Consider the following 24461-nt stretch of genomic DNA (forward strand, 5'->3'; position numbering starts at 1 on the left):
TCAGATCCGGTACCCGGAGCCGGGGACGGTCACGATGACCGGCGGCTCGCCGAGCTTGCGGCGCAGGGTCATGACGGTGACCCGGACGACGTTGGTGAAGGGGTCGGTGTTCTCGTCCCAGGCCTTCTCCAGGAGCTGCTCGGCCGAGACGACGGCGCCCTCGCTGCGCATGAGGACCTCCAGCACGGCGAACTCCTTCGGCGCGAGCTGGACCTCGCGGCCCTCGCGGAAGACCTCGCGGCGGTTGGGGTCGAGCTTGATGCCGGCCCGCTCCAGGACGGGCGGGAGGGGCACGCTCGTGCGGCGGCCGAGGGCGCGCACGCGCGCGGTGAGCTCGGTGAAGGCGAAGGGCTTGGGCAGGTAGTCGTCCGCGCCCAGTTCGAGGCCCTCGACGCGGTCGCTGACGTCCCCGGAGGCGGTGAGCATCAGGACGCGGGTGGGCATGCCGAGCTCGACGATCTTGCGGCAGACGTCGTCGCCGTGGACGAGGGGGAGGTCGCGGTCGAGGACGACGACGTCGTAGTCGTTCACCCCGACGCGCTCCAGGGCCGCGGCGCCGTCGTACACGACGTCGACGGCCATGGCCTCCCGGCGCAGTCCGGTGGCCACCGCATCGGCGAGCAGCTGCTCGTCCTCGACGACGAGTACGCGCACGTCGTACATCCTTCCCGTTGGAGCTGCGGCCCGGAGGCGGACCGGCTGGATTCCGCGCACTGACTGTGCGTGTCCATCCTGCCCCGTACGCGCGTAAACCGGCTGTAAGACGGCGGTGCGGGGCCCGGGGAGCGCGGGCGGCGGGCGGGGGCGCCGGACGGCGTCCGCAGAATTCACCGGATTCACGGGTCAGTTGAGGTTTCTCTGAGGAAGGGGTTGGGGAGGACGACTGCACACCCCGTGATCACGCCCTGTATGTGGCGCGCCACCTACCGCTCTCTGTCCCCCAGAGGCCGCGGTGCGTGATCCACCCACCCTCGGCACACCCCCGTGCCACCGGACCCATGACGAGGGGGCGCACGATGGACGCTTTCACCGCAGGCCTGCTGCACCGCATCAGGACCACGCAGACGGACCTCACGCGGGCTCGTGAGACGGGCGACGACTACCTGGCGGAGGTGGAGCAGGCGGAACTCGACGACCTGCACCGGCTGGCCGCCGAGCACGGCGTGGAGGTAGCCGCGCCCAGCGTCTGACCCGTCCGACCCGCTGCCCGACCGACCGCGACCGACCCGCAGACCGGGGCGTTCGACCGATCCGACCCGTGGACGCGTGAGGGCCCCGGTGCCGTTCCCGGCACCGGGGCCCTCACGCGTCCGTCAGTCGTGCCAGGCGCCAAGCTCCTCCAGGAGTCCCTGGACGGGCTCGAAGAGGCCCGGAGGGGCCGCCAGGGCCAGTTCGCCGGACTCCGGCTCTCCCGGGCGGCCGCCGGTCAGCGCGCCCGCCTCGCGGGCGATGAGGGCGCCGGCGGCGAGGTCCCAGGGGTTGAGGCCCCGCTCGTAGTAGGCGTCCAGGCGGCCGGCGGCGACGTCGCAGAGGTCGATCGCGGCGGAGCCTCCGCGCCGGATATCGCGGACCTGCGGGATCACGAGCCGGGCGACCTCGGCCTGGTGGGCCCGCCGGGCCTGCACGTAGCCGAAGCCGGTGCCCAGGAGGGCCTGGGCGAGCTCGGGCGCCGGGCGGACCGCGAGGCGCCGCGCCTCCGTGCCGGGGCCGCCCTCGACGTGGGCGCCGCCACCGAGGACCGCGCGGTAGGTCTCGCCGCGCATCGGGGCGGCGACGACGCCGACCACGGTCTCGCCGTCCCGTTCGGCGGCGATCGAGACCGCCCAGGTGGGCAGCCCGTAGAGGTAGTTCACGGTGCCGTCGAGGGGGTCGATCACCCAGCGGACGCCGCTGGTGCCGGGGCTCGACGCGCCCTCCTCGCCGAGGAAGCCGTCCTGTGGGCGGTGGTCGGAGAGGAAGCCGGTGATCAGCTTCTCGGCGGCGATGTCCATCTCGGTCACGACGTCGATGGGGCTCGTCTTGGTCTTCGCCACGGACAGGTCGTCCGGCCGGCCGTCGCGCAGCAGCGCTCCGGCCCGTCGTGCGGCTCCCAGGGCGAGGTCGAGCAGTTCGGTGAGCAGCGGGTCGGTCACGGGGGTCCCTTCGGTCGCGTCGTCGGCCGTCTCGGTCACGGGGTGCCTCAGGCGTACGGGCTGTCGGCGCCGGCGGCCGCCGGGCGCTCGGTCCGGGCCGGGCAGCAGCCGATCGGGCACAGGTCGTGGGAGGGGCCGAGGGCGCCGAGGGCGCACCGTTCGGCGCGGGTGCCCCGCTCGTGCGCGGCCCGCTCCAGGAGGAGGTCGCGGACGGCGGCGGCGAAGCGGGGGTCGGCGCCGACGGTGGCCGAGCGCCGGACGGGCAGGCCCAGTTCGGCGGCCTTGGCCGTGGCCTCGGTGTCGAGGTCGTAGAGGACCTCCATGTGGTCGGAGACGAAGCCGATGGGGACCATGACGACGGACGGCACGCCGGCGCCGTGCAGCGCCTCCAGGTGGTCGCAGATGTCGGGCTCCAGCCACGGGATGTGGGGGGCGCCGCTGCGGGACTGGTAGACGAGCTCCCAGGGATGGTCGTTCCCGGTGCGCTCGCGGACGGCGTCGGCGATCAGCCGCGCCACGTCGAGGTGCTGCCGGACGTAGGCTCCGCCGTCGCCGTGCTCGGTGACGGGTCCGGAGGAGGCGGCCGCGGAGTCCGGGATGGAGTGGGTGGTGAAGGCCAGGTGGGCGCCGGCGCGGACGGACGGGTCGAGCGCGTCGAGGGAGGCGAGGACGCCCTCGATCATGGGCTCGACGAAGCCGGGGTGGTTGAAGTAGTGGCGGAGCTTGTCGACCCGGGGCAGCGGGAGCCCTTCCGCCTCCAGGGCGGCGAGCGCGTCGGCGAGGTTCTCGCGGTACTGGCGGCAGCCGGAGTACGAGGCGTAGGCGCTGGTCGTGAGGACGGCGATGTGGCGGTGGCCGTCGGTGACCATCTCGCGGAGGGTGTCGGTGAGGTACGGGGCCCAGTTCCGGTTGCCCCAGTAGACGGGGATCTTCAGGTCGGCCGCGGCGAGGTCGGTCCGCAGCGCGTCGAGGAGCGCGCGGTTCTGGTCGTTGATCGGGGAGACGCCGCCGAAGAGGAAGTAGTGCCGGCCCACTTCCTTGAGCCGTTCCTTCGGGATGCCTCGGCCGCGCGTCACGTTCTCCAGGAACGGGACGACGTCGTCCGGGCCCTCGGGGCCGCCGAACGAGAGCAGCAGCAGGGCGTCGTACGGGGCGGGATCGTGCTGATCGGACATGGCACCGATCCTCCCACCCGCGCCGGACGGCGAGCGGCGCGGCCCGGCGGACGCCGCCCGACCGGACGTGCGGCGGGTGGTTTCCGGCCGCGGGCGCGGGCGTCGGCCGGGCCGGTGGCCGCGGCCGGAAAAAGGGGGATGACCCATCGACTTCAACACCGTAGGCTTTAGCTATTAATTACACGTGTTGAGTCGTCGCGCGGAGCCCGCTCCGAAGCACGGAGATCCGGAGAGCCCCTTGCCCAGTCCCTACCGCGCGATCTTCGCCGCGCCCGGCACCGCGAGGTTCTCCGTCGCCGGCTTCTTCGGACGGATGCCGCTGTCCATGATGGGCATCGGCATCGTGACCATGATCTCGCAGGTCACCGGGCGCTACGGGCTGGCCGGCGCCCTCTCCGCGACGCTCGCCGCGTCCGCCGCGGTCCTCGGCCCCCTGGTCTCCCGGCTCGTCGACCGGCACGGTCAGCGCCGGGTGCTCCGCCCGGTGACCCTGGTCTCCCTGGTGGCCGCCGCCGGGCTCCTCCTCTGCGTGCAGCAGCAGGCCCCCGACTGGACCCTCTTCGTCTTCACGGCCGTGATCGGCTGCGTGCCGAGCGTCGGCGCCATGACCAGGGCCCGCTGGGCGGAGATCTACCGCGGCGACGAGCGGCGCCTGCACACGGCGTACTCCTGGGAGTCGATCGTCGACGAGGTGTGCTTCATCTTCGGTCCGATCCTCTCCATCGGGCTGTCGACGACCTGGTTCCCCGAGGCCGGTCCGCTGTTCGCCGGGGTGTTCCTCACCGTCGGCGTGTTCTGGCTGACCGCGCAGCGGGCCACCGAGCCGGTCCCGCACCCCCACCGGGGCGAGAAGGGCGGTTCCGCGCTCCGCTCCCCCGGCCTCCAGGTGCTCGCCCTCGCGTTCGTGGCCACCGGCGCCATCTTCGGCTCGATCGACGTGGTCACCGTGGCCTTCGCCGAGGAGCAGGGCCACAAGGCCGCGGCCAGCCTCGTCCTGGCCGTCTACGCGCTGGGCTCCGGCCTGGCCGGCGCCGTCTTCGGACTGCTCCACCTCAGGAGCGAGCCCTCCCGCCGCTGGCTGCTGGGCATCTGCGCGATGGCCGTGAGTATGATCCCCCTCCTACTGGCCGGGAACCTTCCGTTGCTGGCCGTGGCGCTCTTTGTCGCGGGCCTGTCCATCGCACCGACGATGGTGACCACCATGGCCCTCGTCGAAGCGCACGTACCGCGCACCAAGCTGACCGAGGGCATGACCTGGACGGGTACCGGGCTCGCGATCGGCGTGGCGCTCGGCTCGTCGGCCGCCGGCTGGGTGGTCGACGCGTCGGGGGCCGAGGCGGGGTACGTGGTGCCCGTCGTCTCGGGCGCGGTCGCGGTCGCGGTGGGTCTCCTCGGACACCGCCGGCTGCGCAGGCCGGCGCCGAACCGGGAGGGGCAGCGTGAGCACGACGACAGCAGCGGGGACAGCGGAGTCGGGCAGCAGCAGGACGACGGGCAGCCCGTGGCGTAACTGGGCGGGGAACGTCACCTCCCGCCCGGTGCGGGAGGTGAGCCCGGCCTCGGCCGAGGAGCTCGCCGAGGCGGTGCGCCGGGCGGCCGGGGACGGGCTGCGGGTGAAGACCGTCGGCACCGGCCACTCCTTCACCTCGATCGCGGCCACCGACGGCGTCCTCATCCGGCCCGGACTGCTGACCGGGATCCGCCGGATCGACCGCGAGGCGATGACCGTGACGGTCGAGTCGGGCACCCCGCTCAAGCGGCTCAACGTGGCGCTGGCCCGCGAGGGCCTGTCGCTCACGAACATGGGCGACATCATGGAGCAGACCGTCGCCGGCGCCGCCTCCACCGGAACGCACGGCACGGGCCGCGACTCGGCCTCGATAGCCGCGCAGATCCGCGAGCTGGAGCTGGTGACCGCGGCGGGCGAACTGCTCACCTGTTCGGAGAAGGAGAATCCGGAGGTCTTCGCCGCCGCCCGGATCGGGCTCGGCGCCCTCGGCGTGGTCACCGCCCTCACCTTCGCGGTCGAGCCGGTCTTCCTGCTCACCGCGCGGGAGGAGCCGATGACCTTCGACCGGGTCACCTCGGAGTTCGACGCGCTGCACGCGGAGAACGAGCACTTCGAGTTCTACTGGTTCCCCCACACGGACAACTGCAACACCAAGCGCAACAACCGCAGCGCGGGCCCCGCGGCCCCTCCCGGCCGGGTCAGCGGCTGGGTCGAGGACGAGCTGCTCTCCAACGGGCTCTTCCAGGTGGCGTGCTCGCTGGGCCGCGCGGTGCCGCCGGTCATCCCCTCGATCGCCAAGCTCTCCAGCCGGGCGCTGTCGGCCCGTACGTACACCGACATCCCGTACAAGGTCTTCACCTCGCCGCGCCGGGTGCGCTTCCTGGAGATGGAGTACGCGCTGCCGCGCGAGGCGGCGGTCGCCGCGCTGCGCGAGCTCAAGGCGATGGTCGAGCGCTCGCCGCTCAAGGTGAGCTTCCCGGTGGAGGTGCGGACGGCCCCGGCGGACGACATCGCCCTCTCCACGGCATCGGGCCGGGAGACCGCGTACATCGCCGTCCACCTCTACAAGGGGACGCCCCACCGCGCGTACTTCACGGCGGTGGAGCGCATCATGACGGCGCACGGGGGTCGCCCCCACTGGGGGAAGGTCCACACCCGCGACGCCGCCTACCTCGCCGAGGCGTACCCGCGCTTCGCCGAGTTCACGGCGCTGCGCGACCGGCTGGACCCGGACCGGCTCTTCGCCAACGACTACCTGCGCCGGGTCCTGGGCGACTGACGTTCAGCCGGTCGCCGCGTCACCCCCGTCCCCGGCGGGCGGGGTCGGCGCCGTCGGGGTCGGCGGCGTGCCCGGCGTCCCCGTTCCCGTGGTGGGCTCCCCGGTCGGGGCGGTGGGTTCCGTCGTCGGGGCGGTGGGCGTGGGCTCGGGAGCGCCGCCTCCGGTCGACCCGGAGGGCGTCGGCTCGGGCGAGGGGGTCGCGCTGCCGCGCTCCCCCGCGTCCCGGTCGCCCGGGGACGGCGCGGAGCCGGTCGAGGGGGTGCCGGCGCCGCCGTCCGGCCGACCGGTGTCCCCGGCGGACCCGGAGGGGGCGGGGGTCGGGCCCCGGTCCTCGGTCGGGGCGTCCTGCCCCGTGCCGCCGCCGCGGACGACGGAGCCGAAGGTGGTGGTCCCCTGCTTGCCGCTGAAGTCCTGGCCGGAGACGAGTTCGTACGTGGTGATGCCGCCCATGGTGACGCCGAAGACGAGGGCGGCGGCGATCGCCGGGCGCTTCCAGCCGCGGACCCGGGTGCCGTGGGTGGTCGCGGTGCCGAACTCCCCGTCGAGCGGCCCGGCGTCCGGTCCGGGCGCCCGGACCGTGCCCGTCACCAGGGTGCGGTCGTCCTCCGGGCCGGGGGCGAGCGGCACCTGACGCGCCTTCGGCCTGGCCGCCACCCGCACGTCGCGGACCTGCTCGCCGGTGCGCCGGAAGAGGTGCTGGAAGAGCGGACCGCCGCAGGTGGCGATGACGCTGATCACACCGGCGCCGAGGATCGTGCCGTACACGCCGAGGGTGGAGGCGAGTTTGGCGGCGATGACCGCGGCCAGGGCGCTGCCCGAGACCTGGGCCACGCTCAGGTCGATCCTTCTCCTTCCGCCCTCCGTCTCCTCCCGCTCGTCCGTGTCGGTGTCCGGCCTGTGGCGCATCTCCAACCCCTGCTCCAGCTCCTGCTGGCTCATCCGTTCGCCTTGCACCCAGAAGGGACAAATGGGCGAAGGGAATAGTTCCGTTTCGACTCTTTCTGTGAAGAGCGACACGTACGGGGGAAGATCGCGGACACTCAACTCCCGTACGACCCGAGAAGTTGGGCGGCGCGCCGGTCCACCCAGGTGGCCCGAATGGAGTACATTGGCGAACCCTGGGTCCGGACGCCTTCACGGGTGCCCTGGATCAAGGGGAGGGGGCCGGAGACGGCGCTCGAACCGGCGGCGCCTGGACAGGGCACGGCAACCGACTACGCAGAGTGACCGCCAGTCACTCCGGGTAGCCAACAGGTCACCGTGTCATAACGGCGTTCCAGGGTCCACGCCCGACACGCCGGGCAACTCGGCAAGGTAGTGGCAGGCTGCACCCGGGCAGGCCACACTCGACTAGCGGAAGCAGCGACGCACGTGACGTCGGCAGGCACCACCCGGGAGGTCCCCATGCCCGAACTGCGTGTCGTGGCCGTCTCCAACGACGGCACACGACTGGTGCTGAAGGCTGCTGACAGCACGGAGTACACACTTCCGATCGACGAGCGGCTCCGCGCCGCCGTGCGCAACGACCGCGCGCGCCTCGGCCAGATCGAGATCGAGGTGGAGAGCCACCTCCGCCCCCGCGACATCCAGGCCCGTATAAGGGCCGGTGCCTCCGCGGAGGAGGTCGCCCAGCTCGCCGGCATCCCCGTGGACCGCGTGCGGCGCTTCGAGGGCCCCGTGCTCGCCGAGCGCGCCTTCATGGCGGAGCGGGCCCGCAAGACGCCCGTCCGCCGGCCCGGCGAGAACAGCGGCCCCCAGCTCGGCGAGGCCGTGCAGGAGCGGCTGCTGCTGCGCGGTGCCGAGAAGGACACCGTGCAGTGGGACTCCTGGCGCCGCGACGACGGCACCTGGGAGGTGCTGCTCGTCTACCGCGTCGCCGGCGAGGTCCACACGGCCAGCTGGACCTACGACCCGCCCCGGCGGCTCGTCCAGGCCGTGGACGACGAGGCCCGCGCCCTGATCGGCGAGACGGACGACACGATCGCCGCCGCGCCCGAGCCCAGCTTCCCGTTCGTGCCGCGGATCGCCCGGCTTCCCCGGGACCGGCCGCTCGACCGCGCCCTGGACCGGCAGCTCGACCACCGTCAGCTGGAGCGGGCGTCCGCGTCCGCCGAGCAGGAGGACGAGCGGGACTCCCTCACCAGCCTCCTGGAGGCCGTGCCGAGCTTCCGCGGCGACATGGTCGTGCCCGAGCAGCCCGACTCGGAGCCCTCCGAGGAGATCGAGGCGGAGGAGCCCCCGGCCCCGGCCGCCTCGGCGGGCGCCGGCGCCGCCTACGCCGACGTGCTCATGCCGCGCGCGGTCACGGGCCACCGGGACCGGCTCACCGGCACCACCGACCGCCAGGCGGAGGCGGACGGCGTCCGCCCGGGCCGCCGCGCGGCCGTGCCGAGCTGGGACGAGATCGTCTTCGGCACCCGCAGGAAGAAGCAGGACTGACGGCCCCGGCCGTGGAGGAGGGCCCGCGCCGGGATCGGCGCGGGCCCTCGCCGCGTACGGGCTACCGCGGGTCCGGGCCCGTCGCCACCGGCCGGGCCGGGTCGGCGGACCACTCCGACCAGGAGCCCGCGTACAGGGCGGCCGGGATGCCCGCGATCTCCAGGGCCAGCACCTCGTGGGCACCGGAGACGCCCGAGCCGCAGTAGACCGCCACCGGCGTCCCCTCCACGGCGCCGAGCGAGCCGAACCGGTCCCGCAGCACGTCGGCGGCGAGGAAGCGCCCCTCCGCGTCCACGTTCTCCGTCGTGGGCGCCGAGACCGCGCCCGGGATGTGCCCGCCGACCCGGTCGATCGGCTCCACGTCGCCCCGGTAGCGCTCGGCCGCCCGGGCGTCCAGGAGCAGCCCCGAGCCGGCGAAGGCCGCCGCCGCGTCGGCGTCGAGCAGCCCGAGGGCGCCCGGCTCCGGCCGGAAGTCGCCCGGCTCCGGCGCCGGCTCCTTCTCCGTCAGCTCCCCCGTCCAGGCGGCGAGACCGCCGTCCAGGACCCGGACGTCCCGGTGGCCTGCCCAGCGGAGCAGCCACCAGGCGCGGGCGGCGGCCCAGCCGAGGCCGCCGTCGTAGACCACGACGGGGGTGTCCGCGGAGACGCCGGCCCGGCGCATCACGGCGCCGAAGGCCTGCGGGTCGGGCAGCGGGTGCCGGCCCCCGGCGCCGGGCGGGCCCGCGAGCTCCGCGTCCAGGTCGACGTAGACCGCGCCGGGCAGGTGCCCGGCCTCGTACGCCGGGCGTCCGGGCGGACCGCCCAGCGTCCAGCGGACGTCCAGGAGGACCGGCGGCCGGGCCCCGGCCGACTCGCTCAGCAGTTCACTCACGGCGATGATGGGCTTCATGGGTGCCATCCTCGCGCAGCCGCACGGCCGCGGGGAGCGGACCCGGCGTCCGCCCCGCGTCGACCCGGCGTGATCGCGCCACTCTTTGGTGGGACCGGGGCGCGCCGCGGCCCCTTCGGTGACACCATCGGACGGGACACGGGCACGACGACGGTCCGAGGAGAGAGTCACGATGACCGAGGCGACTCGGCACACACCCGGCACGCCCTGCTGGGTGAGCTTGATGGTGCACGGGCTTGACGCCACCCAGGAGTTCTACAACGCGCTGTTCGGCTGGGAGTTCGCACCCGGTCCGCAGCACCTCGGACCGTATGTGCGCGCGCTGCTCGACGGGCGGGAGGTGGCGGGCATCGGCCAGCTCCCGCCCGACCGGCACCTGCCGATCGCGTGGACGCCGTACCTGGCCACCGACGACGCCGACGAGACCGCCGAGAGCATCCGCTGCTGCGGCGGCACGGTGGCCGTGGGTCCGCTGGACGCGGGGAAGGCCGGCCGGATGGCGGTCTGCTCCGACCCGGTGGGCGCGGTCTTCGGGATCTGGCAGGCGGAGGCGCACCACGGGACGGCGGCGGCGGGACCGCCCGGGACGCCCGTGTGGAACGAGCTCCTGACGTACGAGACGTCCTCGGTCGGCAAGTTCTACCGGACGGTCTTCGGGCACGAGGTGGAGCCGGTCGTGTCCCCCGACCACGACTACGCGACGCTCCATGTGGACGGCGCGCCGGTGGCCTCGCTGCACGGCGTCGGCTCCGCGCTGCCCCGGGACCGGGGCCCGCACTGGATGACGTACTTCGAGGTCGCCGACACGGACGCGGCCGCCCGGCTCGTGCTGCAGCTCGGCGGTCATGTGCTGAGTCCCCCGCGCGACGCGACGGCGGGGCGGCTCGCGCTGGTCACGGACCCGGAGGGTGCGGTCTTCACCCTCGTCAGGTCCGACGCCGGGTGAGGCCGGGGGCCGCCGCCCGCCCGGGTGGGGCGGCCCCGCTCGGGCGGTCCAGCCGTGCGGGGCTCCGGCGGAGCCCGGCCCGCGGGCCGGTTCAGCCCCGCCGGGGCCGTGCCAGGCTCCGGCGGAGCCGGGACTGCAGGCCGCTCCCCCGCGCTGCCGCGCCGGTGCCGCCCGGCAGGCCGAGCAGGCCGAGGCGCTCGGTGTCGAAGTGGTGCGCGACGTCCGGGTCGGCGTGGTGCGCGGCGAGGAAGGCGGCGGCCTCCTCCCGCATCCCCGGGTGGCTCTTGTGCCGCATGCAGTAGCCGACCGCGCGGACGAGCGGGGTGAGTGAGTCCGGGGCCGCTCCGGGGACCGCCGGCGCCTCGTCGCCCTCCAGGTCCGGGACGAGGTGGTCGACGACGGTGAGCGGGATCCGGTTGCTGTTCTCGTAGGGGGTGAGCCGGGCGAGGACCTCGGCGGTGCCGACGCGCGCGACGGGGACGCCGTAGTAGACGGCGGCGGTGAACAGCGCGGTCGAGAAGCAGCCGACGACGAGCCGGGGCCTGCACCGCTCGTAGAAGGTCTCGGCGAGCAGCGGTCCGTCGAGCACGGTGAGCCGGACGCCCGACCGCTCCGCCTCCGCGCGGAGCGCCGCGGAGTAGCCGGCGGGCGCGGACGGGTGCGGCTTGAAGACCACCGAGCGGTGTCCCGCGGCGGCGGCGCCGCGGAGCATCCGGACGTGCAGGTCCTCCTCCTCGTCGACGGTGAGGAGGTCGAGGGCGGCGAGGTACTGGCCGAGCATCAGGGCGGTGGGGCCGGCGGCGGCCGCCCGGAGGATCCCGGGGTCGTCGGCCGCCTCCGCCGCGATCTCGGCGAGGACCGCGCGGAAGGCGCTGTCGGGGACGATCTCCGGTTCCACGCCGTACTCGCTCAGCAGGAGGGGGCGCAGTCCCGGCACCAGGTCGAGGTGGAGGACCCGGCGGATCCGGCAGGCGATCGACTGCGCGAGGTCGTTGCGGGTCGGGCCGTAGCTCATCAGGCCGTCGGCGTAGACGTGGACGGCGCTCTCGGGGAAGGCGCCGGCCAGTGCTTTGGCGGGGTTGACCTGGATGGACTCCACGATGAGCTCCACCGGGGCGCCGCCGAGGTCCCACGCGGTGCGCAGCACGCGCTGCCAGAGCGGTGCCTCCTCGGGGCGGGGGGCCCAGGCGGCGGGGTGGTACGGGTGGATCGTCTCGTTCCAGTCGAGGACGCCGTCGAAGCGGCCGGCGATCCGCTCGTAGCCGGTCATGGTCTCCATGCGCAGCGCGGTCTCCGGGATCTCGGCGTTGCGCGAGATCAGCAGGAGGCGGCGGGCGTCCTCCCGGGGGCCGAACTGTCCGGCGTCCAGGGAGGCGGCGAGGGTGGCGGCGCCGTAGAGGGTGGACACCTGGAAGATCTGGACCGGGCGGCCGTCGGTGGCCGGGTGGGGCGCCGGTGCCTTCTCGGGGGCGGGGGCCATGGGTCAGGCGGTCCTTACGGTGTCGCGCAGGCTCCGGAGGAGGGTGCTGCGGGGGGTGTCCATGGTGGCGAGTGTCTCTTCGAGGACCTGCGGGGGCATCCGGTGGAGCGCGTCCCGGACGTCGGCGCGGAGCCGCTCGGCGACGGCGGGCTCGTACGTGCCGACCTTGCCCATGTGGAAGGCGATCATCGCGCAGTAGGTGCGGACGGCCTTCGGCAGGAACCGGTCCGCCTCGGGGTCGCGGGAGACGTCGGCGAGCAGGGTGTCGTAGGACGGGATGAAGTCCAGCTGCCGGTTGTCGGTGATCTGGGTGAGCGAGGTGGTGACGCCCCTGCGGTAGAAGACGCCGTGCAGGGAAAGCGCGGCGAACGTGCGCGCCCGGAGATGGAGACGCCATACCCAGAGGCGGTCCTCGGCCGTTCTCAGGGACGTCTCGAAACGGGATGCGCCGTTCTGGAAGAGCCGGGAGGCGTAAATGCCGAAGGGGACGAACGGATAGTCGACCATCGTCACCATGCTGGCGGGCGAGATTCCGTCGCGGGGGTCCATGACGGTGTCGCGGCGTTTGGCCGGGGCATAGCGGATGTTCCGCTTCCGGCCCTCCGAGAGGACGTGGTCGGTGCGGGCGAAGTCGCAGCCCAGGCGTTCGATCCCGGCCACCATGGCCTTCAGGTGGCCGGGCGCGTACCAGTCGTCGCCGTCGAGGAAGGTGAGGTAGTCGCCGCGGGCCGCGTCGATGCCCGTGTTCCGCGCCTGGGCGACCCCGCTGTTCGTCTCGTGCCGGAGGACGGTGGCGTTCGGCAGGCGGTCGCGCCAGCGGTCGAGGATCTCCGGGGTGTCGTCCGTCGAGCAGTCGTCGACCAGCAGGAACTCGAATTCCGGATCCGCGTTGTTCGCGAGACTGCGCAGGGTGTCGGGCGCGTACGCCCCGACATTGTGGAACGGTACGACGACGGACAGTTTCGGCACTCGGAATCCCCATACTGAATCGAACAGTTCAACCCCGCTACGGCCGGTACCGTAACGGCTCGCATTTCCGGGCGAACGATCCGCGCGTGCACTCCGGGTGAACTCTTGGCGTCCCCCGTGGAAAGCCGGCGCGGAACCGGCCTCAGCCGGCGGCCGGCGGGCCGTCGGACCGCCCGGCCCGCCGCCGGGCGCGCCGGTGCAGGGTCCCCGTCGCGATCAGCGCGAGGAGCGCGGTCAGGCCGACGGCTCCGCCGAGCGTGAGCCCGGGCGGGCGGAAGGCGCAGGTGACGGTGGTCGCCCGGCCGTCGAGCGGGATCGCGACGAGGCCCTGGTAGGTGCGCGCCGGGCGCGGCTCCTCGTCGCCCGCGGCGCACCGCCAGCCGGAGATGCGGGGGGCGGCGAGCACCGCGGTCCCCGTGCTGCCGGAGGGGAGTTCGGCCGTGACGGTGTGTCCGGTGGCGCGCACCGCGGTGGCGCCGGTGGCGGTCAGCCGCCGCACGGCGGAGTCGAGCCGGTCCCGGAGCAGGCAGCCGACCGGCTGCCTGGGCAGCCGGACGGCCCGCTCGGGGCTCAGTCCGATCCGCACCTCGCCGGAGGCGGGCACGGTGCCGAGGGCCCGCATGGCGGCGCGGACGGCGGGCGGCCGGCCGTCGAAGTCGACGGGCGGCTCCCCCGCGAGGGCGGCGCCGCCGTGGTACTCGGGGGCCCAGAACCAGAGCTGCGAGCCCGCCGGGCAGCGGGCGGTGACGGTCCGTCCGTCCCGGGTCACCTCCGGCAGCTCGTACACGTCGGCGCCGAGGAGCCGCTCCTGCCGGGCGAACGCGGAGTCCCCGGGGTGGGTCGGGGGCCGCTTCTCCGGACGGACGGTGACCAGCGGGGGTACGGGGGTGGTGGTGACGGACACCTCGGCCCGGGGCGGGGTGTCCTTGCGCACCGGTTCGGTCGGCACCGAGCGGATCCGGGTGCCGACGGAGAAGAGGGCGTCGGCCACCGGGTTGTCCAGGGTGACCGGGTGGCGGCCCTTGGCGTAGTACCCGAAGCCCAGGTCGGCCAGGGTCCGGGAGGTCGCCTCGGCGGTGAGGCTGCTGTAGTAGTCGGCGCCCTGTCCGCCCGCGATCAGTGCGTCGTTGCCGCCGGGGATCTCCCCGGGCTCCGTCCGGTGCTCCGGCCAGGCGTCCGCGCGGGCCGCCGCCTCGGCCACGGCGGTGTGCCAGGGGCCGATCCGGGGCGACCAGGCGACCTCGTCGCGCTGCTGCTCCTCGATCCGCTTGCCGGTGACGACGGTCTCGCCGGCCTGCGCGGCGAGGAGGAGGACGAGGGCGAGGACGGGGAGGGCGCGGGCGGCGGCGAGGACGCGGGCGGTTTTCGGGGTGCGGCGCCGGTGCGGGAGGGCGGCGAGGGCGGCGGCGAGCGTGAGGGCGGCGGCGGTGCCGAAGGCGGGGTAGGTCCAGCGGTCGACGTCGACGCTGCCGCGGGCCGCGCCGGCCAGGAGTGCGAGCAGGGCGCCGCCGGCGAGGAGCGAGGGCGGGCGGGGGACGCCCCGGGCGGCGGAGAACCATCCGGTGACGACCAGCAGTCCGCACAGGACGAAGGCCTGGCGGTAGGGGCCTCCGTTGGGCGAGGCGCCCGCGTGCCAGAGCAGGTGCGTCGGCTCCCACTGGAGGGAGAGCGTCACCAGGAGCACGGCGGCCGACCAGCCGGCCCGGACGCGTGGGGCCACGGCCTTGTTGAAGGGCAGGGTGAGGGCGAGGGCGAGGGCGGGCGTGCCGATGAAGAGGGCGGGGCTCGCGAGGCTCGCGGTGGCCGGCAGGAACCGGGCGAGGAGTTCCGTCCAGGCGGCGGGGGCGAAGGTCGCCTCGGGGGTGGGGTCGGCGACCTTGGTGCCGAGGAAGACGACCGCGACGAGGGGCGCGGCGAGGCCGATGCCGAGGAGCACGCCGCGGGCGGCGCGCAGCGCCCCGGCCAGGCGCTGCCGCGCGCCCGCCGCCTCTTCGGCGGTGAGGAGGCGGACGAGCAGGACGACGGCGGCGCCGAGGGTGGCCATGTAGGCCGTGTAGAAGTTGGCGGTCCAGGCCAGGGCGACCACGAGCGGACCGAGGACGGGGCGGCGTCCGGCGCGGGCCCATTCGCCGACCAGGCAGAGCAGCGGGAACGCGATGAGCCCGTCGAGCCACATCGGCACGGTGGTGCCGAAGTCGAAGGTCCATCCGGAGAGGGCGTAGGCGGTGCCGAGTACGGCGGCGACCGGCCAGGGGCCGGGGCGCAGCCGCAGGAGCAGCAGGGCCATCGCCGCCGCGGCGGCGGAGATCTTGAGGACGGTGACGGCGTACAGGGCGAGTTCGGCGCGGTCCGCCGGGAAGAGCACCACGAGCAGGTCGAAGGGGCTGCTCAGATAGGTGCCGATGTCGCCGAGGAAGTTGGCGCCGAATCCGGAGTTCCAGTTGAGGAAGGCGTCTCCGTGGGTCTCGCCGAGCAGGAGGGAGCGCCAGTACGCGTGGAAGGGCAGGTACTGCTGGCCGAGGTCGACGGTGTTCCTGGTCGTCGGGCCGAGGGGGTACCCGCCCGAGAGCCGGGTGGCGAGGGCGAGGAGTGCGGCGGCGAGCAGGGCGGCCGCCGCAGGGCCGAGGACGGCCGGGGAGCGCGGGCGCCGCGGGGCTCGGAGCGGGTGGTGCGGGCCGCCCGCCCCCTCCTCACCGTCGACCTCGTCGAGCAGGGTCTCGGCGGCGGGGGGCACACGTCCTCCAGGGGGCGTTCGGAACGGGACGCCCGGGTGAGCCGTCACGGGCGGACGGCCATTACCGCCGAGCCGGGCGACCCGCAACCGATCACCGGGCGGTGTTCCGGCGCACCTCGGGTGAACTCCCGGTGTCGGGGGGCCGGTCGGGGGCTCGGGCCCGGTGGGGGTGTCGTGTCCCGGCCCCCCCGTGCGGGCCGGGACACGACACCCGGACGTCGGGGTGGTGTCAGCGCACGAGCTCGTCGACCGTGCGGGCCACCGTGCCGAACAGGTCGCTGACCGTCGTCAGGGCGGCGGACTGGAGCGCCTCCGCGGAGGTGACGGTGCCGTCCGGGCCCTCCAGGGGGCGGGTGGCGGTGGCCTCGGCGACGACGGTGGGGCGGTGGCCCCGGTTGAAGGCGCCCTGCGCGGTGAAGAGGACGCACATGTGGGTCATGAAGCCGGCGATGACCAGGTCCCCGCCGGCGCCGAGGTCCTTCAGGGCCGCTTCGAGGTCGGTGGCGTGGAAGGCGTCGGGGAACTGCTTGACGACCACCTTCTCGCCCTCGACCGGGGCGACCTCGTCGCTGATGGCGCCGATCTCGGCCCGGATGTCGTACGGGGTGCCCTCACCGCCGTCGTTGACGACGTGCACCACGGGAGCTCCCGCGGCGCGTGCCGCGGCCAGCAGGCGCGCGCCGGCGGCGAGGGCGGCCTCGGCGCCGTCGAGCCGCATGACGCCGGAGCGGTAGGTGTTCTGGAAGTCGATCATGATCAGCGTGGAATCGGCCAGGCGCGGCAGGTCCTTTGGCAGGCCGATCACGTCGCGGAGGGTGGTGGAGGCGGTCATGGGGTTCCTTCCAAGACGGAGAGAGGGAGCGAAGCAGGTGCTCGGGTCGGAGGCGGCGCCGGACCCCCGGGGTGTTTTCAACGCTAACACAGTTTGTCAGCATCGCTTACGTCGCTTGTTAGCGCTGTTATCGTGGGGAGCATGTCGACGGCACGCGCGCGCATCCTGGAAGCCACCGAGGAACTCCTCGCCACCAAGGACGCACTGTCGATCTCGACCCGCGCCATCTGCGACCGGGCGAAGGTCGGCATGCCCGAGATCTACCGGCAGTTCGGCGACAAGCAGGGGCTGCTCACGGCGGTCGCCGACGCCGGTTTCGCCCGCTTCCTCGCCGAGAAGCGCAGGAACCCGCTCACGGACGATCCGGTCGAGGACCTGCGGACGGCCTGGGACAGCCACGTCGCCTTCGCGCTCCGCAACCCCCACCTCTACCGGCTGATGTTCACGCCGGCCGGCGACGCGAAGCCCGGGGCCGTCAAGGAGGCGCAGGCGATCCTGCTGAAGGCGGTCGAACGCTGCCGCGACGCCGGCCGGCTCCGGACCAGCCCGGAGCTCGCCGGGCGTTCGATCCTCTCGGCCAACGTGGGCGTGTGCATGATGGCGCTGTCCTTCCCCGACCTGTTCGGGGACTCCGACACCTCCCCGGCGGTACGGGACGCGGTGATCGGGAAGGTCACCGGCGACGAGCGCGAGGACGACCGGATCGGCGCGGCGACCGTCCTCGCCCAGGCCCTGGTCGGAACCCTCACCGGCGCGGCCCGCCCCGACGGCGACGCCCTCGACCGGCTCGCCGGCGCCCTGCTGCCGCCCTCCGCGCCGTAGCGGCGTTCCCGCTCCCCGCCACCCGCCGGCGGCCCCGTCCCCCCTTGGCCACCGGCCCGGCCGCGGACGGCGTCCCCGCCCCGAACGGCACCGGCGGCCGCCCCGCCCGCGGCCGCGTCTTCGCAGGTCCCGGCCCCGGCGGCGGAACCGCCGGTCAACTGCCGCCGCAAAGTTCCGGCCACGGCGCTCCACCGGCCTACGCTCGCAACTCCCATACCAGGAGGAGGAGTACGCCATGGAGAACCCGACTCGCAAGGTGGCCGCGGCCGGTGCCGCCGCACTGCTCGCCGCCGGACTCGTCGTCACCGGAGCCGGTGCGGCGAACGCGGCGGACAGCGGCCGGGCCGAGCGCATCACCTCGGTGTCCCAGCTCAAGGACAGCATCCGGCTCGCCGTCGCCCAGGAGGAGCAGGCCGGGGAGCAGTCCCTGAGCCGGAGCGTCGGCGGCAGGGTGACGCAGGTGGCCGGCACCGACTCCGGAACCTGCTGAGGCCGAGGTGACGACCGTGGGCGAGGGCGGCCCCTCGCAGACCTGGTGCCCCAGCGGGGAGGCGCACGCGCCGGAGTCCGTCGTCCTGGGCGTACGGTCCGGGCAGGACGGGCGCGTGGTGTACCTGGCCGATCCCGTGCCGGCCGCCGAGGTGCTCGGCGAGGTGCCGGAGGGCATCGAGCCGCGGCGCGTCCTGCGGTTCGCGTCGCACTGCGTGAGTGACTGCGTGAACCGCAGGGGCGGCGACTGCACGCTCGTGGAGCGGGTGCTCGCGCGGCCCGCCGCGCAGGAGGACGGCCCCGTCCCGCGGTGTCACCTCAGGGCCCGGTGCCAGTGGTGGAAGCAGACCGGGGTCGCCGCGTGCGGGCGCTGCCCCGCCGTCTCCACCCGCCACCACGCCGATGACGCGCTGGCCGACCTGGTGGCCGATCCGGCCACCACGCAGGAGCAGCTCGACGAGTGGATCGCGATGGCCGGCTGAGCGGCGGAGTCGGCCGCCCGGCCGCACCCGGACACGCGGAAGGTCCCCGGACAGATCGTCCGGGGACCTTCCGCGTGTGCGCCGGGCCCTCACGGGCGGGCCGCCGGGTCTCCCCTGATGTCCCGCTCCGACAGGCGGTTCACCCGGGGCGAGAGCGTGGTCAGTTCGCCGTGGACGGCGACCGCCGCCGCGTAGCCGCGGTCGACGGGGATGTCGAGCAGGGTCCAGCCGGCCGGTGGCAGCGGCCCGTCGGGGCTGCCCGAGCCCACGTAGTCGGCGGCCGGATCGCGGCCCAGGCCGGTGCCGAGCCCCTTGAGGTAGGCCTCCTTGCGGGTCCACAGCCGGGCCAGCGCCCTCGGCCTGCGCGGCGGAGGCAGTGCCTCGATCTCGCGCTGCTCCGCGGGGTGCAGCATGGCGGCGAGCTCCGCCGCGCCGCCCGGGTCGGCGACCAGGTCGACGTCGACGCCGATGGGCGCCACCGCCGTGCCCACGAGGACGAGGTCCCCTCGGTGGGAGAGCGAGAAGTGCAGGCCGCGCGAGGCCCCCAGGACGGTCGGCCGGCCGTGCGGGCCGCCGCAGCAGGGGCAGGTCTCCCGGCCGTAGCGGATGTCCTGCGGCAGGGTGTCGAGGTAGGTGCCGAGCAGCCGGCGCAGTGCCAGGTGGGCGGCGGTGAAGCGGACCCGGTCCTCCGCGTGCGCCAGACCCGCGGCGCGCTGCCGCTCGCCGGCGTCCAGGACCCCGGCGTCGAGCCCGGCGCCCCGGGCGTCGGAGACCCGGAGCAGCCACAGGTCCAGGGAGCCCGGCCGGGGCAGGGCGCGCGGGGGCGGCAGGGGGGCGAGCAGCACGGCGCCGCTCGCGGGACTCCGGGGACCGCTTCTGGGATCGCTCACGGGACCCCTCCTGTTCGATGACGGATGCGCGGAGGCGGCCGACCGTCGGGACGGATCAGCCCTGTTCGGGGACGGCGTGCCGGAGGGCCCGCCGATCGGCCGGTTCGGTGGGGTCCGCCGGTACGGGCGCCCCGCCGCCCTGCCCGGCGGGCCTCTCGGGGGGTTCCCCGGTGGGCGGCTCGGCCGGCGGTTCGGTGGGCAGGTCGCGGCGGGTGCGCAGCGGCCCGGCGAGCAGCAGGACGGAGCTGACCGCGAGACCGGCGGTGAGGAGCCACAGCGCGGGCCGCAGTCCGAGCGTCCCGCCCAGCGCGCCGCCCAGCAGCGAACCGACGGGGATGGCACCGAAGTTGGCGACGGAGACGCTGGCGGTGATCCGGCCGAGCAGCTGCGGCGGGCAGTACTGCTGGCGGAACGCGCCCTGGATGACGTTGGCGGACACGACGCCGAGCGCCAGCAAGGCTCCGCCGACGGGCAGCAGCACGACCCGCCAGCCGGGTTCGGCCAGCGGGATGAGCAGCCCGAACGGGGCCGTGGCGAACTTGCAGAGCAGCATGCCGCGCGCGGTGCCGAAGCGGCGGGCGACGGGGGTGGCGACGACGGCGCCGAGCAGGCCGCCCACGCTGCTGCCGGCCAGCAGCCAGCCCACCATGGCCTCGCCCACGTGGAGTTCGCGGACGAGGAACACGGTGAGGATGGCCTGGTAGCCGGTGAGCAGCAGGTTGGTGACGGTGCCGTAGGTGGTCAGGACGCGCAGATAGGGGTCGCGGACGGTGTGCCGCAGCCCCTCGGTGACGTCCTTGCGCAGGGCCTGGGGCCGTTCGGGGCGCTCCGGTACCGGTTCCCGGGCGCGGATGCCGAGCAGGCACAGCGTGGCGACCAGGAAGGTCGCGGCGTTGGCGACGAGACCGGCGACCGCTCCGAACGCGCCCGCGAGGGCGCCGCCGCCGCCGAGTCCGGCGAGCTGCGCGGCCGATTCGCTGCCCTGGAGCTTGGCGTTGGCCTCGGTGAGGTGCTCGCGGGGGACGACGAACGGCACGTACACCCGGTACGCGATGGAGAAGAAGACGTTCGCGACGCCGGTGAGCAGGGCGACCAAGAGCAGCTGCGTCATGGTCAGCACGTCGAGCCAGGCGGCGGCCGGCACGCTGAGCAGGAGCACCAGGGAGGCCACGTTGCAGGCCACCATCAGCGGGCGACGCGGCAGCCGGTCCACCCAGGCGCCCGCGGGCAGCCCGAGGAAGAGCCACGGCAGCCAGGCGGCGGCGGCCAGGGCGCTCACCCAGAAGGTGCTCGCGTCCAGGGTGACCACGGCGACCAACGGCATGGCGACGCCGGTGATGTTGCTGCCGAAGCGGCTCGTGGTCTCCCCCGCCCACAGGAGCCGGAAGTCGCGCTGCCGCAGCAGCCCGTCCCGGCGTCGCGCGGTCATCGGGCGGCCACCGCCTCGGTGGCCGCGCCGGGCGCCGAGCCGTCCGACGCGGCGGCCACCACCCCGGCGGCCTCGGCGGTCAGCCGTGCGGCGGCGTCCGCCCAGCGGTCCCGGCGGGCGTCCGACTCGGCGGTGAGGGCGGCGAGTTCGGTACGCGCCCGGGCCATCGCCTCGGCCGGTCCGGCGCCGCCGGGTCCGCCGCCGTGGGCGCAGGCCGCGGCCACGGTCTCCGGTTCGAGCCAGTCGGCCGGGTATCCGGCGGCGGCCGCGGCCACGCCGGGGTGGGCGCGGGCCGCGTCGGACAGCGGCGTGCCGCCGTCGAGGGCGCCGAGGACGGTCTCGCCCACCAGGTGGTGGGCGGTGCGGAAGGGCATGCCGTCGACGACGAGGCGTTCGGCGAGGTACGTGGCCGAGGTGAAGCCCTCCCGGGCGCGGTCGCGCATCCGGTCGCGGTCGGGTTCCGCGCCGTCGACGACGAGCCGGAGGAGGGTGACGGCCTGGGTGGTGTCGGCGAGACCGGGCCACAGGTGGCGGGCGGCCTCGGTCCCGACGGCGATGGCGTTGGTGTAGCCGGCGGTCGACATGGCCGCCGCGGCGCCGGTGAAGCCGGCGAGCGCGGAGGTCGAGCGGCCCTGGATGTGTTCGAGCAGGAAGGGGTTCCGCTTCTGCGGCATCATCGAACTGGAGCCGACCAGGTCGTCGGCCATCCTGAGCAGCCCGAACTCCTCCGTCGTCCACCACGTCAGGTCACGGGCCGTCCGGGCGAGGAGGACGCCGAGGACCGCGGAGGCGGAGAGCATCCGCAGGACGAAGTCGCGGGAGGCGACGGCGTCGACCGAGTTGGGCGCGGCGGCGGTGAAGCCGAGGAGGTCCGCGGTGCGGGCCGGGTCCACCGGCACCGAGGTGCCGCCGACGGCTCCGGCGCCGAGCGGGTTGACGTCGATCTCCCGGCCGGCGTCGAGCAGTCCGGCGAGCGAGCGCAGGACGGCGCCCGCGATCCCGGTCAGGTAGTGGCCGTAGCTGATGGGCACGGCGGGCTGCCCGTGGGTGTAGGCGGGCATGGTGACGTCCCGGTACGCCTCCCCCTTGTCCAGCAGGACCCGCGCCAGTTCGGCGACTTCGTCGAGGAGCCGGCCGTAGGGGCCGCGGACCCGGAGCCGGACGGTGGTGGCGTTGAGGTCGTTGCGGGAGCGCCCGGTGTGCAGCACCCCGCCGGTCTCCTGGCCGAGCCGGTCGACGAGCCAGCCCTCGTACGCCAGGTACAGGCCGCGGGGCATGGGCCGGGAGCGAAGGGGTGCGAAGTCCTCGGCGCGCAGCGCGTCGACGGTGGTGAGGAGGGCCGCGGCGCGGGCCGGGTCGACGATGCCGCGTTCGGCGAGCATCACCAGGTGGGCCCGGTCGACCTCGCTGATCAGGCGTAGTTCGTCGCCGACCGGGTCGCCGTCGTCGGTGCGGTACTGGTCGTACACGATGCGGTGGGCGCGCGGGTCGAGGCCGGTCCGCAGCCGGCCGGTGTGGACGCCCGCCTCGGGGCCGCTCGTGCCGGTGGTGCCGCCGCTCATGCCGGCACCGCCTCCCTCGCGGCCGCTCCGGCCACCGGTGCGCCCGCCGTCAGGGGGGTCAGCGCGGTGGCGAGTCCGAGGGTCAGGGCGGTGTCGGCCGCGGCGGCGGACTCCGCGGGAGCCGTACCGGTGGCGATCACGTGGCCCACCCGTCCCCGGAAGTCCTCGGCGGGCCCGACCTCGGTCCCGGCCGGGCGGTAGAGGGCGGCGTCGACGACGCCGGGCACGGCGCGGGCGGCCGTCCCGGCGGCGGTGACGTCGGCGAGGACGCTGTCGGTGCCGGCGGTCAGGAAGCGGATCGACGCCGCGCCCGCGGCGTCCGGGGTGCCGGAGAGGTCGACGTCCGCACCGAGGGCGGCCCGTACCTGGGCGCCGACCAGGTCGACCCCGCGGGCCCGGCGCACGAGCTCGGGGATCATCCCGCCGGCGAGCCGCGGGTTGACCTCGATGACCCGGGCGGTGTCGCCGTCGAGCCGCAGTTCGACGTGGGCCGCGCCCCAGCCGAGGCCGAGGGCGCGGACGGCGCGGACGGCGGTGTCGGCGAGCGCGGCGGACTGCGCGGCGGGCAGGACGGCGGGCACGTCGTGGCCGGTCTCGACGAACACCGGGGGCGCGCCGACGTGCTTGGCGACCGTGACGACGGCCTCCTCGCCGAAGACCTCGACCGAGAACTCGCGGCCGGTCAGGTACTGCTCGACGAGGACCACGCCCGGGGTGCGCAGGCCGCGTTCGTTGACGGTGGCGGCCAGCAGACCGCCGGCGTGCTCGGCCGCCTCGTCCCGGTCGCGGCAGAGGCGTACGCCCAGGCTGCCCGATCCCTGGACCGGCTTGACGACGACGGGGCCGCCGATCCACTGGGCGGCGGCGATCGCCTCGGCGACGTCGCCGGCCGCCGAGAAGAGCGGTACGGGCACCCCGGCCGCGGCGAGGGTGCGGCGCTGCGCGGCCTTGTCGCGGCAGGCGCGGACGGCGTCGGCGGACGGCCCGGGGAGCCCGAGGCCGGCGGCGAGGTCCGCGGCGGTGGCGACGTAGTACTCGGAGCTGGAGAGCACCCCGGCGACCGGCTCGGCGGCGGCCAGGCCGGCCACGGCGGACCGGAGGGCGTCGCCGTCGGAGGTGTCCACGACGACGGTGCGCAGTCCGTCCTCGGCGGCGTACGGGTAGCGGCCGGGATCGGCGCTCAGCAGGACGGGGACGACGCCGAGGTCGCGGGCCCGGGCGGCGAACTGGCGCCCGGTGCCGGTGGTGTTGGACTCGACGAGGAGCAGCAGCGGGGCGGTCACGACCGGACCTCCGGCGTCGGCTCTCCGAGGTCTCCGGCGTCCGGGGCGGCCAGGGCGCCGAGGTCGGGGACCTCCGGCGTCATCACGTCGTCGAAGCCGCGCCGGGCCCACACGAGGCGGGTCCACGCGGAGGGGGCGTCGAGCGGGTGGTCGACGGTGACCGGGCCGCCGGGGGCGGGCGCCGGTTCGATGCCCTGCTCGCGCAGCCACTCGGCGTGGTAGACGGTGGACTGGTAGCGGTAGCCCTCGTCGGGCAGCACCATGACGACCTTGCTGTCCGGGTTGCGCGCGGCCCACCAGGAGGCGACCTGGAAGGAGGCGCCGCTGGTGGGTCCCATGAACAGGCCGTGGTTGCGGAAGAGTTCGTGGGTGGCGTGGAAGGCCTCGGGGGCGGTCACCCAGTGCACCTCGTCGTAGGCGCTGTGGCGGACGTTGCCCGGGTGGATGCTGCTGCCGAGGCCGCGCAGGGTGCGCGGGCCGTCGGGCGAGCCGAAGATGATGGACCCGTGGGTGTCCACGCCGACGAGGTGCAGGGCCGGGTCGGCGGGCCGCAGGGCGGCGGCGAGGCCGCCGGTGGAACCGCCGGAGCCGACCGGGCCCACGAGGCAGTCGACGGAGCCGACGGTCTCGCCGATGAGGTCGGCGACGACGGCGTAGGCGCCGGGGTTGTCGGGGTTGTCGTACTGTCCGGGCACGAAGCTGTCGGGGTGGAGGCGGCGGAGTTCCTCGACGCGGGCGAGGCGGGCGCCCTGGATGCCGCCGCTCTGCCCGGCGTACTCGACGATCTCGACGGTGGCGCCGAGCATCTCCAGCCGGTTGCGCAGGTCGCGGTCGATCGCGGAGTCGCCGACGATGGTGAGGTCGTAGCCGCGCAGCCGGCAGACCATCGCCAGGCCGAGCGCGAAGGTGCCGGAGGAGGTCTCGATGATCCTGCTGCCGGGACGCAGCAGTCCGGCGGCCTCGGCCCGGTCGATGATGTAGCGCGCCGGCAGCAGCTTCATGAGGCTGAACGCGGCCGCGTAGAGGTTGTCGGTCACCTGGATGATGCGGGGCAGTTCGGTGGCGTCCACCACCGAGTCGTGCAGCCTGCCGACGCCCGCGATCGTGGTCGTAGTCATG

22 protein-coding genes are annotated in these 24461 nt (G+C 74.9%); 8 read left to right on the top strand and 14 right to left on the bottom strand.

The features are described 5' to 3' along the window. On the bottom strand, nt 1-654 hold the full coding sequence (locus ACY0MR_RS09730) for a response regulator transcription factor (protein ID WP_361851413.1): 654 nt from the start codon (nt 652-654) through the stop codon (nt 1-3). Between the two features lie 362 nt (nt 655-1016). Between ACY0MR_RS09730 and ACY0MR_RS09735 the strand changes: the two genes are divergently transcribed. After that, nucleotides 1017-1190, top strand: coding sequence for a hypothetical protein (locus tag ACY0MR_RS09735; RefSeq protein WP_361851416.1), 174 nt, complete (start codon nt 1017-1019; stop codon nt 1188-1190). A 123-nt stretch (nt 1191-1313) separates the two neighbouring features. On the opposite strand, the gene ACY0MR_RS09740 is transcribed toward ACY0MR_RS09735, so the two are convergent. Together ACY0MR_RS09740 and ACY0MR_RS09745 are read right to left on the bottom strand one after the other, a co-directional pair. Then, entirely contained in the window at nt 1314-2132 is an 819-nt protein-coding gene (locus tag ACY0MR_RS09740; protein WP_404081792.1) for an inositol monophosphatase family protein, read from the bottom strand. A gap of 47 nt (nt 2133-2179) precedes the next feature. Then, on the bottom strand, nt 2180-3307 hold the full coding sequence (locus ACY0MR_RS09745; RefSeq protein WP_388803352.1) for a ferrochelatase: 1128 nt from the start codon (nt 3305-3307) through the stop codon (nt 2180-2182). Nucleotides 3308-3545: 238 nt separating this feature from the next. Here ACY0MR_RS09745 and ACY0MR_RS09750 point away from each other — a divergent pair, with 238 nt between their 5' ends. Both ACY0MR_RS09750 and ACY0MR_RS09755 read left to right on the top strand, forming a co-directional pair. After that, nucleotides 3546-4817, top strand: a complete 1272-nt coding sequence (locus ACY0MR_RS09750; RefSeq protein ID WP_361851422.1) for an MFS transporter — start codon at nt 3546-3548, stop codon at nt 4815-4817. Continuing rightward, complete coding sequence (locus tag ACY0MR_RS09755) at nt 4747-6096, top strand: D-arabinono-1,4-lactone oxidase (RefSeq protein ID WP_473560314.1); 1350 nt, start codon at nt 4747-4749, stop codon at nt 6094-6096. Before ACY0MR_RS09750 ends, ACY0MR_RS09755 begins: the two co-directional genes overlap by 71 nt. Before the next feature lie 3 nt (nt 6097-6099). On the opposite strand, the gene ACY0MR_RS09760 is transcribed toward ACY0MR_RS09755, so the two are convergent. Beyond that, complete coding sequence (locus tag ACY0MR_RS09760) at nt 6100-7035, bottom strand: hypothetical protein (RefSeq protein ID WP_473560316.1); 936 nt, start codon at nt 7033-7035, stop codon at nt 6100-6102. 432 nt (nt 7036-7467) lie between these two features. Here ACY0MR_RS09760 and sepH point away from each other — a divergent pair, with 432 nt between their 5' ends. Then, nucleotides 7468-8535, top strand: coding sequence for a septation protein SepH (gene sepH, locus ACY0MR_RS09765; RefSeq protein ID WP_404081786.1), 1068 nt, complete (start codon nt 7468-7470; stop codon nt 8533-8535). 61 nt (nt 8536-8596) lie between these two features. On the opposite strand, the gene ACY0MR_RS09770 is transcribed toward sepH, so the two are convergent. After that, nucleotides 8597-9424, bottom strand: coding sequence for a sulfurtransferase (locus ACY0MR_RS09770; protein ID WP_388803362.1), 828 nt, complete (start codon nt 9422-9424; stop codon nt 8597-8599). A 172-nt stretch (nt 9425-9596) separates the two neighbouring features. Between ACY0MR_RS09770 and ACY0MR_RS09775 the strand changes: the two genes are divergently transcribed. Then, nucleotides 9597-10370: a VOC family protein gene (locus tag ACY0MR_RS09775; protein ID WP_361851437.1), complete on the top strand. Its 774-nt coding sequence runs from the start codon at nt 9597-9599 to the stop codon at nt 10368-10370. 91 nt (nt 10371-10461) lie between these two features. Here the strand turns inward: ACY0MR_RS09775 and ACY0MR_RS09780 are convergent, their stop codons facing one another. The 4 genes from ACY0MR_RS09780 to ACY0MR_RS09795 form a co-directional block, all read right to left on the bottom strand. Next, nucleotides 10462-11850: a polysialyltransferase family glycosyltransferase gene (locus ACY0MR_RS09780; RefSeq protein WP_392865019.1), complete on the bottom strand. Its 1389-nt coding sequence runs from the start codon at nt 11848-11850 to the stop codon at nt 10462-10464. A gap of 3 nt (nt 11851-11853) precedes the next feature. Next, the gene (locus tag ACY0MR_RS09785) at nt 11854-12819 is read right to left on the bottom strand and encodes a glycosyltransferase family 2 protein (protein WP_388803369.1); all 966 of its coding nucleotides are present in this window, start codon (nt 12817-12819) and stop codon (nt 11854-11856) included. A 142-nt stretch (nt 12820-12961) separates the two neighbouring features. After that, nucleotides 12962-15553 (bottom strand): YfhO family protein, encoded by a 2592-nt coding sequence (locus tag ACY0MR_RS09790; RefSeq protein WP_473560319.1) that lies wholly within the window; start codon nt 15551-15553, stop codon nt 12962-12964. A 229-nt stretch (nt 15554-15782) separates the two neighbouring features. Continuing rightward, the gene (locus ACY0MR_RS09795) at nt 15783-16385 is read right to left on the bottom strand and encodes an isochorismatase family protein (protein ID WP_392865025.1); all 603 of its coding nucleotides are present in this window, start codon (nt 16383-16385) and stop codon (nt 15783-15785) included. Nucleotides 16386-16526: 141 nt separating this feature from the next. On the opposite strand from ACY0MR_RS09795, the gene ACY0MR_RS09800 reads away from it, so the two are divergent. The 3 genes from ACY0MR_RS09800 (at nt 16527) to ACY0MR_RS09810 (ending at nt 18178) form a co-directional block, all read left to right on the top strand. Next, the gene (locus tag ACY0MR_RS09800) at nt 16527-17207 is read left to right on the top strand and encodes a TetR/AcrR family transcriptional regulator (protein ID WP_473560322.1); all 681 of its coding nucleotides are present in this window, start codon (nt 16527-16529) and stop codon (nt 17205-17207) included. 235 nt (nt 17208-17442) lie between these two features. Next, nucleotides 17443-17697, top strand: a complete 255-nt coding sequence (locus tag ACY0MR_RS09805) for a hypothetical protein (RefSeq protein ID WP_388803381.1) — start codon at nt 17443-17445, stop codon at nt 17695-17697. A 7-nt stretch (nt 17698-17704) separates the two neighbouring features. Continuing rightward, nucleotides 17705-18178 carry a hypothetical protein gene (locus ACY0MR_RS09810; protein ID WP_361850109.1) on the top strand — a complete coding sequence of 158 codons (474 nt, stop codon included), beginning with the start codon at nt 17705-17707 and terminating at the stop codon, nt 18176-18178. An 89-nt stretch (nt 18179-18267) separates the two neighbouring features. Here the strand turns inward: ACY0MR_RS09810 and ACY0MR_RS09815 are convergent, their stop codons facing one another. The 5 genes from ACY0MR_RS09815 to ACY0MR_RS09835 are packed head-to-tail and all read right to left on the bottom strand — an operon-like array spanning nt 18268 to nt 24460. Further along, nucleotides 18268-19068, bottom strand: a complete 801-nt coding sequence (locus ACY0MR_RS09815; protein WP_388803387.1) for a 4'-phosphopantetheinyl transferase family protein — start codon at nt 19066-19068, stop codon at nt 18268-18270. Between the two features lie 55 nt (nt 19069-19123). Then, entirely contained in the window at nt 19124-20497 is a 1374-nt protein-coding gene (locus tag ACY0MR_RS09820) for an MFS transporter (protein WP_403317852.1), read from the bottom strand. Continuing rightward, nucleotides 20494-22059, bottom strand: a complete 1566-nt coding sequence (locus tag ACY0MR_RS09825) for a lyase family protein (RefSeq protein WP_473560325.1) — start codon at nt 22057-22059, stop codon at nt 20494-20496. Before ACY0MR_RS09825 ends, ACY0MR_RS09820 begins: the two co-directional genes overlap by 4 nt. Further along, on the bottom strand, nt 22056-23342 hold the full coding sequence (locus ACY0MR_RS09830) for an ATP-grasp domain-containing protein (protein ID WP_473560327.1): 1287 nt from the start codon (nt 23340-23342) through the stop codon (nt 22056-22058). Before ACY0MR_RS09830 ends, ACY0MR_RS09825 begins: the two co-directional genes overlap by 4 nt. Next, nucleotides 23339-24460: a PLP-dependent cysteine synthase family protein gene (locus ACY0MR_RS09835; protein ID WP_392865034.1), complete on the bottom strand. Its 1122-nt coding sequence runs from the start codon at nt 24458-24460 to the stop codon at nt 23339-23341. The genes ACY0MR_RS09830 and ACY0MR_RS09835 overlap by 4 nt, the downstream gene beginning before the upstream one ends. Nucleotide 24461: the final 1 nt, after the last annotated feature.

Source organism: Streptomyces sp. JN8 (genome assembly GCF_055808075.1).

Bases quoted from the DNA above. Each gene is read 5' to 3' on its own strand.
- ACY0MR_RS09780 (WP_392865019.1), bottom strand. From the start codon at position 11,850: ATGGCCCCCGCCCCCGAGAAGGCACCGGCGCCCCACCCGGCCACCGAC.
- ACY0MR_RS09820 (WP_403317852.1), bottom strand. From the start codon at position 20,497: ATGACCGCGCGACGCCGGGACGGGCTGCTGCGGCAGCGCGACTTCCGG.
- ACY0MR_RS09825 (WP_473560325.1), bottom strand. From the start codon at position 22,059: ATGAGCGGCGGCACCACCGGCACGAGCGGCCCCGAGGCGGGCGTCCAC.
- ACY0MR_RS09835 (WP_392865034.1), bottom strand. From the start codon at position 24,460: ATGACTACGACCACGATCGCGGGCGTCGGCAGGCTGCACGACTCGGTG.
- ACY0MR_RS09760 (WP_473560316.1), bottom strand. From the start codon at position 7,035: ATGAGCCAGCAGGAGCTGGAGCAGGGGTTGGAGATGCGCCACAGGCCG.
- ACY0MR_RS09795 (WP_392865025.1), bottom strand. From the start codon at position 16,385: ATGACCGCCTCCACCACCCTCCGCGACGTGATCGGCCTGCCAAAGGAC.
- ACY0MR_RS09775 (WP_361851437.1), top strand. From the start codon at position 9,597: ATGACCGAGGCGACTCGGCACACACCCGGCACGCCCTGCTGGGTGAGC.
- ACY0MR_RS09805 (WP_388803381.1), top strand. From the start codon at position 17,443: ATGGAGAACCCGACTCGCAAGGTGGCCGCGGCCGGTGCCGCCGCACTG.
- ACY0MR_RS09745 (WP_388803352.1), bottom strand. From the start codon at position 3,307: ATGTCCGATCAGCACGATCCCGCCCCGTACGACGCCCTGCTGCTGCTC.
- ACY0MR_RS09770 (WP_388803362.1), bottom strand. From the start codon at position 9,424: ATGAAGCCCATCATCGCCGTGAGTGAACTGCTGAGCGAGTCGGCCGGG.
- ACY0MR_RS09800 (WP_473560322.1), top strand. From the start codon at position 16,527: ATGTCGACGGCACGCGCGCGCATCCTGGAAGCCACCGAGGAACTCCTC.
- ACY0MR_RS09735 (WP_361851416.1), top strand. From the start codon at position 1,017: ATGGACGCTTTCACCGCAGGCCTGCTGCACCGCATCAGGACCACGCAG.